The 11,541-nt window shown below is 41.2% G+C and carries 8 protein-coding genes; 5 read left to right on the forward strand and 3 right to left on the reverse strand.

Annotation, left to right across the window (positions count from 1 at the left end; translation table 11 throughout):
* Positions 1–304: 304 nt before the first annotated feature.
* The 3 genes from DMZ48_RS08535 to DMZ48_RS08545 all read left to right on the forward strand — a co-directional run bounded on the left by DMZ48_RS08535 (position 305) and on the right by DMZ48_RS08545 (position 5,645).
* A complete protein-coding gene (locus DMZ48_RS08535) occupies positions 305–2,830 on the forward strand; it encodes a PIG-L family deacetylase (protein ID WP_143954718.1) in 2,526 nt (841 codons plus the stop codon).
* 111 nt (positions 2,831–2,941) lie between these two features.
* Positions 2,942–4,669: a sodium:solute symporter family protein gene (locus tag DMZ48_RS08540; protein WP_143954719.1), complete on the forward strand. Its 1,728-nt coding sequence runs from the start codon at positions 2,942–2,944 to the stop codon at positions 4,667–4,669.
* Entirely contained in the window at positions 4,653–5,645 is a 993-nt protein-coding gene (locus tag DMZ48_RS08545; protein ID WP_143954720.1) for a Gfo/Idh/MocA family protein, read from the forward strand. The genes DMZ48_RS08540 and DMZ48_RS08545 overlap by 17 nt, the downstream gene beginning before the upstream one ends.
* Before the next feature lie 42 nt (positions 5,646–5,687).
* Here the strand turns inward: DMZ48_RS08545 and DMZ48_RS08550 are convergent, their stop codons facing one another.
* Complete coding sequence (locus DMZ48_RS08550) at positions 5,688–6,533, reverse strand: DUF2911 domain-containing protein (protein WP_143954721.1); 846 nt, start codon at positions 6,531–6,533, stop codon at positions 5,688–5,690.
* 176 nt (positions 6,534–6,709) lie between these two features.
* Here DMZ48_RS08550 and DMZ48_RS08555 point away from each other — a divergent pair, with 176 nt between their 5' ends.
* Positions 6,710–7,171 (forward strand): SRPBCC family protein, encoded by a 462-nt coding sequence (locus DMZ48_RS08555; protein WP_143954722.1) that lies wholly within the window; start codon positions 6,710–6,712, stop codon positions 7,169–7,171.
* Between the two features lie 34 nt (positions 7,172–7,205).
* Entirely contained in the window at positions 7,206–8,513 is a 1,308-nt protein-coding gene (locus tag DMZ48_RS08560) for a cryptochrome/photolyase family protein (RefSeq protein WP_143954723.1), read from the forward strand.
* Between the two features lie 82 nt (positions 8,514–8,595).
* On the opposite strand, the gene rpsA is transcribed toward DMZ48_RS08560, so the two are convergent.
* Positions 8,596–10,413 carry a 30S ribosomal protein S1 gene (gene rpsA, locus DMZ48_RS08565; protein WP_143954724.1) on the reverse strand — a complete coding sequence of 606 codons (1,818 nt, stop codon included), beginning with the start codon at positions 10,411–10,413 and terminating at the stop codon, positions 8,596–8,598.
* A 429-nt stretch (positions 10,414–10,842) separates the two neighbouring features.
* Positions 10,843–11,541 (reverse strand): (d)CMP kinase, encoded by a 699-nt coding sequence (gene cmk / locus DMZ48_RS08570; protein WP_143954725.1) that lies wholly within the window; start codon positions 11,539–11,541, stop codon positions 10,843–10,845.

Raw genomic sequence — 11,541 nt, forward strand, 5'->3', positions numbered from 1 at the left:
TGTGTTACGAGGTGACGAAGTGACGATGTTACCTTTAACCTTGTAACTCGGTAACCTGTAACGGAAAACAGATTACAGTTTACTGCTTCACTGTGTTACGAGGTGACGAGGTGACGAGGTGACGATGTTACCTGTAACTCTGTAACCTTGTAACTCTGTAACCTTGTAACTCAGTAACCTGTAACAGAAGCCTAAAATCATCAATTATGAATATATAACGGTTTTCCGTTAAAAATAATGTAAAAACCGACGCTCACGGGTATTAATTTTTATATTTGAATCAACTACCTTAAACCAACCAAGTATGAACAAACTGCTAGTCTTTCTCTTCTGCACTTTGTGTTCCGCAGCATTTTTAAACGCTCAACGACCGGAAGCGCAATCATCAGCAGAGATCTATCAGTCTATTAAAAAATTGAATTTTCTGGGTACAGCCTTATATCTGGCTGCACATCCCGATGATGAAAATACGCGTCTCATCTCCTATCTTTCGAATGAACTCCACGCGAGAACTGCCTACCTCTCCCTTACCAGAGGTGATGGCGGACAAAATCTTATAGGTCCGGAATTACGAGAATTACTCGGCGTTCTCAGGACTCAGGAACTTCTCGCAGCCCGCAGGGTTGACGGAGGCGAACAATTCTTTACCCGTGCAAACGACTTCGGATATTCCAAACATTCCGATGAAACCCTGGAGATCTGGAATAAAGACAGTGTGCTGGCTGATGTAGTTAAGGTTATACGAACTTTTCAGCCTGATGTGATCATCAATCGATTTGATCACCGTACTCCCGGTACTACTCATGGTCATCATACCTCCTCCGCTATACTGAGTTATGAAGCATTTGATCTGGCTGGTAATAAATCGGTCTATCCGCAACAACTCACCTCTTTGGATCCATGGCAACCAAAACGGTTATTCTTTAATACTTCCTACTGGTTCTATGGAAGCCGTGAAAAGTTTGAAGCGGCCGATAAATCTAAATTATTATCCTTCCCTACAGGAGTGTATTACCCTTCACTCGGCGAAAGTAATAACGAGATCGCATCTGTGGCAAGCAGTCAGCATCTTAGTCAGGGTTTTGGTCGTATGACCTCAAGAGGTGAAGAAACTGAATATATCGAACTGCTAAAAGGTGATATGCCGGAAGAAAATGACCTTTTTAGTGGTATCAACACAAAATGGACGAGAGTTGAAGGGGGACAGGAGATTCTTAACCTCCTGAAGCCTATCGAGGAAAATTTCAATTTTAAAGATCCTTCGGTTCATATTCCAGATTTGATGAAGGCCTATGAATTGATCCAGGGATTAAACAATGAGTATTGGAAAAACTATAAATCGCATGAGATTCAGGAGATCATTCTGCAATGCGGAGGAATATTGCTTGAAGCTGTGGCGAATGAACATGCTGCAGTCCCTTCAGACAGTCTTCATATCGCTGCAGAAGCGCTGAATCGATCCAATCTCAACGTTCGTCTATTATCTCTTTCACTACAACCGGAGGGTACCACATGGCTTATCGCATCTCCTTTGGAGAACAATAAGGAAAATTCTTTTGATCTCGATACCAAGATTTCAGGAGGTACCGGATACAGTGGCCCATACTGGCTTCGCGAAAAGGCTACTCTAGGGATGTATCATGCAAAGTCTGAATATATCGGCTTGGCTGAGACGCCTGCCCCACTTCAGGTTACCTTTCAGTTAGCAATCGATGGAAAACCGCTTAAGATCACCAGAAATGTAATCCATAAGTTTGCTAAACCGGATAAAGGTGAGATTTATGAACCTTTTGAGATCCTGCCTGCCGTAACCGCTTCGATCACAAACAAAGTAAACCTTTTCACTAATGATCGTGCCAAGTTTGTACCTGTTGTGCTCACCGCAGGTAAGAATGAGATCGCCGGTACCGTGTCACTAGACCTGCCAGAAGGATGGAAATCAGAACCGGAAATATCCAACTTCAATATCGCCAATAAGGGAGATATTGAAACCATCACATTTCGGGTGATTCCACCAGCAGCGGAAAGTGAAGGAACAATACGTCCGGTGGTTCAAATGCAATACAGCTCCTTTGACAAAGAACTCGTCACCATCAATTATGAACATATCCCCCGACAATCGGTATTGATGCCTTCTGAAGCGAAGGTAGTTCGTTTAGATATTAAAAAATCCGGTGAATATATCGGATATATCAATGGTGCAGGTGACGAAGTAGCAGAAAGCCTTAGACAAATCGGTTATAAAGTTGTAATTATAGAACCTGAAGATATCAATGCAACTAACCTTCAGCGTTTCGATGCTGTGGTGGTTGGAATACGTGCCTACAATGTTTTGGACAATTTAAAGTTCAAGCAACACTACCTGTTCGATTATGTTAAAGAAGGGGGAAATCTTATCGTTCAATATAATACTGCAGGACGGAGAGATCCGGGACTCAGCAATCTGGCCCCTTACGAGTTAAGCCTGTCCAATGATCGGGTGACCGACGAAAATTCTAAAGTGAAGATTCTCGATAAGAAAAGTTCCCTGATCAACTTCCCGAATCAGATCACCGATAAGGATTTTGAAGGATGGGTACAGGAACGAGGCTTATATTTTCCTGATCAATGGGGACCGGAGTTTACACCTGTGCTATCCATGCACGACAAGGATGAATCTCCAAAAGAAGGAAGCCTGCTTGTTGCACCCTATGGAAAAGGACATTATATCTATACAGGGTTAAGCTTTTTCAGAGAATTACCGGCTGGTGTTCCCGGTGCTTTTAAAATATTTGCCAACATGCTATCCGTTGGCCGCGAGGAGACTCCAAAAGAAAAAATTAAAGGTTAAAAACAATGTTCGAAAAGTTCAAATGGACCCGAATTTATTCAGTGGTATTAATAGCCAATGCTGTCTATATTATCATATTTTATCTAATCATGACCTCAAACCGCTAGATTCATGGAGTTAATCGATTGGATCGTACTTGCCGGAACCCTTGCCTTTATCGTAATCTACGGATACCTTAAGACCAAGGGCAGCAAAGATGTTAAGGAATATATCCTGGGAGGAAATGACGCAAAATGGTGGACCATCGGTCTCTCCGTTATGGCAACCCAGGCAAGCGCCATAACTTTTCTATCAACACCAGGACAGGCCTTTCACGATGGTATGGGATTCGTTCAGTTCTATTTCGGACAACCGATAGCAATGGTATTTATCTGTTTGATCTTCATCCCTATCTATCATAAACTAAAGGTATATACCGCCTACGAATTACTGGAAAACCGTTTTGACCTTAAGACCCGTAAACTCGCAGCTATTTTATTCCTGATCCAGCGCGGACTTGCTGCCGGGATCACAATATATGCACCTGCGATCATCCTTTCTGCTGTATTGGGTTGGGACCTTAAAACCCTTAACATTATCATCGGTATTCTCGTGATTATCTATACTGTATCCGGAGGAACAAAAGCGGTGAGTGTAACCCAAAAGCAACAGATGTTTGTGATCATGGTGGGCATGTTTACTGCATTTTATTTAGTGCTAAGCTTTTTACCGGAAGACATCTCCTTCGGAAAAGCTCTTAAGATAGCAGGAGCGAACAATAAACTGGATATTCTTGATTTTTCACTGGATACCAGCAGTCGATATACCTTCTGGAGTGGTATAACAGGCGGATTCTTTCTGGCCTTTGCATATTTTGGTACGGATCAGAGTCAGGTTCAGCGATATCTTTCAGGAAAATCTGTGCGGGAGAGTCAACTCGGACTCGTTTTCAACGGGTTATTCAAAGTTCCGATGCAATTCTTCATCCTGTTGGTTGGCGTAATGGTATTCGTTTTCTATCAATATAATAATTCACCTCTGAATTTCAACCCGGCTGCTGCTGCTGCCATAGAAAATTCCCAATACAAGGAAGAATACCAGCACCTTGAAAAGGAACACGAAGAATTAGAACGCAAGAAGAAGATGGCTCAGGAACATTATTCCGCCGTTCTGGACGTTAAAGATTATGAAATGATCGTTGCCGGGAAGAACCGGATACAGGCTATCAACAAGATCGAAAGAGAACAACGTGAGAAAGCACGTGAGATTATTGAAAAAGCAGACCCTTCGATTGAAACCAACGATAAAGATTATGTTTTCATTCATTTTATTCTGAACAACATACCGAAAGGTTTGATCGGACTTTTACTTGCGGTGATCTTCTCTGCAGCCATGTCATCAACGGCGTCTGAACTAAATGCATTGGGTACCATCACGACCATGGACCTCTATAAGAGAGGCTTCAGAAACGATCGGTCTCAAAAACATTATCTTAATGCTTCCCGATGGTTTACCTTATTGTGGGGACTGGTCGCCATATTGTTTGCCAGTTTCGGATCACTCGTAGATAATCTTATCCAGTTGGTAAATATTATCGGTTCTATTTTCTATGGAACCGTGCTTGGAATTTTCCTGGTTGCATTCTTTATCAAATTTATCAGAGGGAATGCAGTTTTCTTTGGAGCTATTGTTACACAGCTTTTGGTAATTCTTATCTATTACTATTTTATCCACAGATATGAAGCCGGTGAAGAAAAATTAGGATATCTCTGGCTGAATTTTATAGGCTGTGCACTAATGATCGTAATTTCACTTTTCTTTGAACTTTTAAACAGATCAAGAAATGTCATCAACCGATAAGGCTATAAATTGGGGAATCGTCGGGCCGGGAAATATCGCCCGCAAATTCACGACTGATCTTATCCGAACAGAACAAGGAAGACTTTATGGAGTTGCTTCCCGCAGCATACATAAAGCTGAAGAATTCGCCTTAGAATTTGGAGCACAAAAGACTTTTGATTCATATGAATCCTTATTCTCTGATCCGGCTGTGGACGCAGTTTATATCGCCTTGCCTCATAGTTTTCATTGTGATATCACTATTTCAGCACTGAATCACGGCAAAGCTGTATTGTGTGAAAAACCTCTGGCACTCGATAGCGATCAAGTAGCTAAAATGTTCAGCGCAGCATTGAAAAACGATGTTTTGCTTATGGAAGCCTTATGGACCCGTTTTCTGCCTCATTTTAGCTATTTAATGGAATTACACAAAAAAGAAATCTATGGTAAACCCCTGCGATTGGAAGCCGATTTTGGTTTTGTCGCAGATCTGAATCCGGAAAGCAGGTTACTTGATAAAAGCCTGGGCGGCGGGAGTTTACTGGATATCGGGATATACCCCGTCTTTGCGGCTCAAACCCTTCTCGGTATACCGGACAACATCACCGCTAAAGCCACATTTTTCAATACCGGAGCCGACTCAGGCTGTGCCATCGAATTCGATTATCAGAAGGGTTGTAAAGCAAAATTACTTTCCACCTTGCTTAGGGAAACACCAACCCGCCTGAAAATTATCTATGAAAAGGCTGTGATTGAAACCAATCAGGATTTTTTCAGACCTTCTGATCTGACAATTACCACGGAATCCGAAAAGAAGACCATCACGTTTGATCGCTCTCATCTGGGATTTAAATATGAGATCGACCATTTCAATACGTTACTACTTACCGGGAAGACCAACAGCGACCTCTTCGGCAAAAATGAAAGTATAGCATTGATGAATACTTTGGACACCATCAAACGAATGATAGGACTCTCCTATAAAAAAAATGTGTGACCCATGGGCCACACATTCTTTTAAATTCTATGGAAAGGATTTTTACTTCCCTCCCCACTCTTCTAAAGACTTTTTATTCAATGCTACATAATCTTTATTGCCTGCCTTTTCTGCTGCAGCCAGCGATTGTTTTGCAGTAGCGATCGCTCCTTTCTTATCGCCATTTGCAGCCTGAATCAAAGATTTTTGTCTCAGCATCCAGTATGGTGGCTCATCTTGCATAGCGATAGCTTTGTCGATCCATTCTCCGGCTTGTTTCAGATCTTTACCTTCCTGCAGATAATATACAGCAGCACTGAAGTAATCCTGTGAACCGGGACCGTTCATCACTCTGTCGATACTTTCCATAACCATTTTATCGGTGGGAACATCAAATGGGATTCCAACATAAAGATCTTCCCAAAGTATTCCTATCAATGCACCATTATTCGTTAGATCATCAACAGACATGGTAAAGGTCTCGATCTTAGTTGGCATTTTTAATGGCTTCGTCATTACAGTGGCAACAACCTTCTTATCATCCCATTCCTGCGGCAATCCCCAGTTAGAAGTATCACTATAAAGCATTATTTCCCAATCTTCAACACCTGGCACTGTATAAAGTGCATAAGAACCTGCTTTTACCTCTTGTCCTCCGACGGTTACATCAGTACTGAAGGAAATTATGGTATTTGAGTTAGCTCCTGTTCTCCAAACTTCCCCGTAAGGCACAAGATCACCAAAAACGGCACGACCTCTCATAGAAGGTCTTGAATAGTTGATGGTAACATCTGTCAGACCCACCTTTTGTTCAATCTTGGAAGAAGGACTCGGTTGAGGTGTCTGGATCTGAGCACTTACTATAAAGGAAGCCAAAAAGAAACATACAGCGATAAACTTACTTTTCATTCTATATATATTTAATTAGTTTATTGGCTAATTTATAAATATCCTACTTTATTTTTCCATTTATCTCAAACAAATTAATTAACTTCTGTATTATCTTTAGTAACAGTTTGTTTCATCTATCTGTATTCTTATGTTTAGTTATTTTGTATTTTTGTTAAACAGAATATGTAAGTAGCATGAAGATTTACCGAATACATTGCAGGCAGGAATTAAAGACAGATCTTAAAACTGCCTGGGAATTTCTTTCAAACCCGAAGAATCTTTGCAATATTACCCCGGACCATATGAAGTTCGAGATCGTATCCGGGGCAGAAAAAGAGATGTATGCGGGTCAATTGATACAGTATGTGGTATGCCCCTTTCCCTGGATGAAGACCCGGTGGGTCACGGAGATAACCCACGTACAGGAAGGAAGCTTCTTTGTAGATGAACAAAGATTCGGTCCTTTTCGTCTTTGGCACCACAAACATTTTCTAGCACCTTCAGAACGAGGGGTTGTTATGGAAGATATTGTGGATTATAAAATACCATTCGGATATGTGGGACAGTTGGCTAACCATTTAATTGTAGGGAAGCAGGTTAAAATGATCTTTGATTACCGACAGGAAAAGCTGGCAGCACTATTCGGCACGCCTTAATGTCAAAATAAGAGTATAATTAAATAGTATAAAATTGAGTAGAGAATCCATCAATGTTTTCTGGTTTCGACGTGATCTGCGTTTAGAGGACAACCGGGGATTATCCGAAGCCTTACAGGGAAGTTTACCTGTTTTACCCATCTTTATTTTTGATCAGAACATATTAAAAGGTTTACCTCCTGATGACGCAAGAGTAACTTTTATATTCGACCGGTTGATGGCGATGAGAAAGATTCTTAAAGAAGAATATGGTAGTTCGCTGGCCATGTTTCATGGTACTCCGGAGTCGGTCTTTTCTGAGCTCCTGGAAGATTTTGAGATTGAAGCGGTATTCGCCAACCACGATTATGAACCTTACGCGGAAAAACGTGATGATCAGGTCAATGAATTGTTTGAAGAAGAGTATATCGAATTCAGAACGTTCAAGGACCAGGTGATCTTTGAACGAAAGGATATTGTAAAGGAAGATGGAGACCCTTATCTGGTCTATACCCCTTATATGAAAAAATGGAAATCATCCTTGAAGGACAAAGACCTGAAGCAACAGGAGATCGCCAGATTCGGAGATAATTTCCATAAAATAGATCATGTACCGGAGCTTACCTTAAAAGAGATAGGTTTTAAAACTTCTTCCATCAAAGTTCCTGAATATGACATTTCGAAATCTCTGATCGCTAATTACGGAGAAGAAAGGGATTACCCCTCAAAAGATGCCACCTCACATTTGGGACCTCATCTAAGGTTCGGCACCATTAGTATCCGTTTGCTGTGCCAAAAAGCGATGGATGAAAGAGACGAAACCTTCCTTGAAGAACTGATCTGGAGAGAATTCTTTATGCAACTCTTGTGGCACTTCCCTAAAACGGTCAATGATAGTTTCAAAAAGAAATACGACCGTATCGAATGGAGGAATAATGAAGAGGAGTTCAAAGCCTGGTGTGAAGGCAGAACTGGCTACCCTTTGGTGGATGCCGGTATGAGGCAACTCAATGAAACCGGATATATGCATAACAGGATTCGTATGGTAACCGGTAGTTTTCTTTGTAAACATCTCTTGATCGACTGGCGTTGGGGAGAAGCCTATTTCGCTGAAAAGCTGCTCGATTATGATATGTCCAGCAATATCGGGAACTGGCAATGGGTTGCTGGTTGTGGTGCAGACGCGGCTCCCTACTTCAGAATCTTTAATCCTACGACACAGATCACTAAATTTGATAAGGATCACCAGTATATTAAAACCTGGGTCAAGGATTTGAACGAACTCACCTATCCGGATCCAATAGTTGATCATAAGACCGCCAGGGAACGATGCCTGGAAGAATACGGAAAAGTAAATGAATAAAAATAAAGCGTATTAGAAATATAATTGAAATAAAAAAGCCTCCCGAAATCGGGAGGCTTTTATCTTATAGAAAGATGGTGGATTATTGTCCTTTACCTTCCATTTTGTCTTTAAGAGCCTGAAGCTGATCGTTAGCATCACCAAGAGTGGTTTTCTCTGCCTGAGTGCTTCTTTTAGCTGCGGCCTTAACATTCTTCTCTTCTTCTTCTTTGAAGATAGCGGTGTGAGAAGCTACAACTCTCTTGAATTCTTTATTGAATTCAATAATCTTAAAGTCAGCTGCTTCACCTTTCTTCAATTTCTTACCGTCTTCTTTTTCAAGGTGACGTGAAGGAATGAATGCTACGATATCTTCGTTGAATTTAACAGTAGCACCTTTGTCTACGATCTCATCGATCTCTGCATGGTGTACAGTTCCTTCAGCGAAATCTTCTTCATACTTATCCCAAGGATTCTCGGTAGTTTGCTTGTGTCCAAGGCTTAGTTTACGTCCATCAACATCAAGTTCAAGAACTTCAACTTCCAACTTATCTCCAACGTTTACAAACTCAGATGGGTGCTTGATCTTCTTAGTCCATGAAAGGTCTGAGATATAGATCAGTCCGTCGATACCTTCTTCAAGTTCAACGAATACACCGAAGTTAGTAAAGTTACGAACGATACCTGTGTGCTTAGAACCTACTGGGTACTTAGCTGTGATATCTGTCCATGGGTCTGGAGTAAGTTGTTTGATACCAAGTGACATCTTGCGCTCTTCACGATCAAGAGTAAGAACAACAGCTTCTACTTCATCACCAACATTTACGAAATCCTGAGCAGATCTCAAGTGAGTTGACCATGACATTTCAGAAACGTGGATAAGTCCTTCAACACCTTCAGCAACCTCGATAAATGCACCGTAATCTGCAATTACAACTACCTTACCTTTAACTTTATCACCAACTTTCACTTCATCACCAAGGGCTTCCCATGGATGCTTCTGAAGTTGCTTAAGTCCAAGCTGGATTCTCGATTTGTTATCATCGAAATCAAGGATAACAACGTTGAGTTTCTGATCAAGCTCAACAACTTCGTTAGGATGATTGATACGTGACCAAGAAAGGTCAGTGATATGGATAAGACCATCAACTCCACCAAGATCGATGAACACACCGTAAGAAGTGATGTTCTTAACAGTACCTTCAAGTACCTGACCTTTTTCAAGCTGACCGATGATCTCTTTTTTCTGTTCTTCGATATCTGCTTCGATAAGAGCTTTGTGAGAAACAACAACGTTTTTGAATTCATGGTTGATCTTAACAACTTTGAATTCCATTGTTTTACCAACGTAAGCATCGTAATCACGGATAGGCTTAACATCGATCTGAGAACCTGGCAAGAACGCCTCGATTCCGAATACATCAACGATCATACCTCCTTTAGTTCTGCACTTAACAAAACCGTTTACGATCTCTCCTTTATCGTGAGCAGCATTAACTCTATCCCAAGCCTTAATAGTTCTTGCCTTACGGTGAGATAATACCAATTGACCTGTTTTGTCTTCTCTAACGTCAATCAAAACTTCAACCTTATCTCCAACTTTTAAGTTCGGGTTGTAACGGAACTCATTTAAAGAGATAACCCCTTCAGATTTAGCGTTAATATCAATGATCGCTTCTCTGTCGGTAAGGTGAACTACAGTTCCCTCTACTACCTCTTCATCAGCAGTATCAACAAAATTCTCCTCTACAAGAGTTTCGAATTCCTTTAATTTAGCATCCTCTACCTGATCAATTCCTTCTTCGTAATTGTGCCAGTTAAAGTTTTGAAGGAAATCTTCCTTAGATACCGCTTCTTTTTTCACATCCTGAGTTTTGGCCTCTTGTGCCTTAACTTCTTGTGTTTCTTTAGTTTCAGCCATGTGCTGATTAAAATTTGTATTCTGTATCCGATCGGAAGGTAAACATCTCAGAAACAGAAGATTGTTAATTGAATGATTTTATCAAAATCCCTTTTGCCTTCCGTATTTGTCAAAAAGGAGTGCAAAAATACAACTATATTATTTGATTAACAAACGTTTAAAGAAAAATTAAACATAAGTTCGAATCCATAGGATGAATTGAGAATTTACTGTTCATTACACCCGCCAAGTAACAACCTAACTCAAATGAATTGAGAATGAAGGATTAGTTTCACGAAGCCCGTGAAGTTAGCCTTTTAATCCAAATGCTAACAAACGAGGACTAAAGGCCCTAAATAGCGATGACACCCGACGCTGCCGAAGGCCAGAAGCCAGGATCGTCACTCCATGATGCGCCAGCAGACGAAAGGTTTATATCTTTCAAAGGAATTACTCCTCTATAATCCCCTTCACATAATTAAGAATTCTTTCAAACTGATCTTCCAGCCCTAAATGACTGTTATCGATTTCTATGGCATCGTCTGCTTTGACCAAAGGGGAATCTTTACGGGTAGAATCGAGATGATCTCTGGAATTCACATTTTCAAGGACCTCTTCATAGGAAACATCATCACCTCGTTCCAGAAGTTCTTTATACCTTCTGCCTGCCCTGGTTTCAGGGGAAGCCGTCATGAAGAGTTTCAGTTCCGCCTCGGGGAAAACCACAGTGCCGATATCCCTTCCATCCATTACGATCCCTTTCGACTGCCCCATCCGTTTCTGTTGTTCCACAAGCTTTTGACGAACTTCCGGAATCGCAGCCACGCGACTCACCTGATCAGCTACTTCCATGGTCCGTATAGCATGTTCGACATTTTCATCATTCAAATAGATGTCGGCATTACCGGTATCCTGATTCACACGAAACTCCAGTGCGATCTCTGGCAGTGCCTTTATCAGGGAGATTAAATCAGCTGCTTCTCCGGTTGTACTGACAAATCCTTTGCGGATACCATACAGGGTTACCGCCCTGTACATGGCACCTGTATCAACATACACGTATCCAAGTGCTTTTGCCAGTCTTTTTGCGATCGTACTCTTCCCGGTAGATGAAAACCCATCGATAGCGATAATGATCTTTTTCTTCAT

The organism is Robertkochia solimangrovi (assembly GCF_007279655.1).
Taxonomy (GTDB): Bacteria; Bacteroidota; Bacteroidia; order Flavobacteriales; family Flavobacteriaceae; genus Robertkochia; species Robertkochia solimangrovi.

Coding starts and splice junctions, on each gene's coding strand:
- DMZ48_RS08535 (WP_143954718.1), top strand. CDS start 305: ATGAACAAACTGCTAGTCTTTCTCTTCTGCACTTTGTGTTCCGCAGCA.
- DMZ48_RS08545 (WP_143954720.1), top strand. CDS start 4,653: ATGTCATCAACCGATAAGGCTATAAATTGGGGAATCGTCGGGCCGGGA.
- DMZ48_RS08540 (WP_143954719.1), top strand. CDS start 2,942: ATGGAGTTAATCGATTGGATCGTACTTGCCGGAACCCTTGCCTTTATC.
- rpsA (WP_143954724.1), bottom strand. CDS start 10,413: ATGGCTGAAACTAAAGAAACACAAGAAGTTAAGGCACAAGAGGCCAAA.
- DMZ48_RS08555 (WP_143954722.1), top strand. CDS start 6,710: ATGAAGATTTACCGAATACATTGCAGGCAGGAATTAAAGACAGATCTT.
- DMZ48_RS08550 (WP_143954721.1), bottom strand. CDS start 6,533: ATGAAAAGTAAGTTTATCGCTGTATGTTTCTTTTTGGCTTCCTTTATA.
- cmk (WP_143954725.1), bottom strand. CDS start 11,541: ATGAAGAAAAAGATCATTATCGCTATCGATGGGTTTTCATCTACCGGG.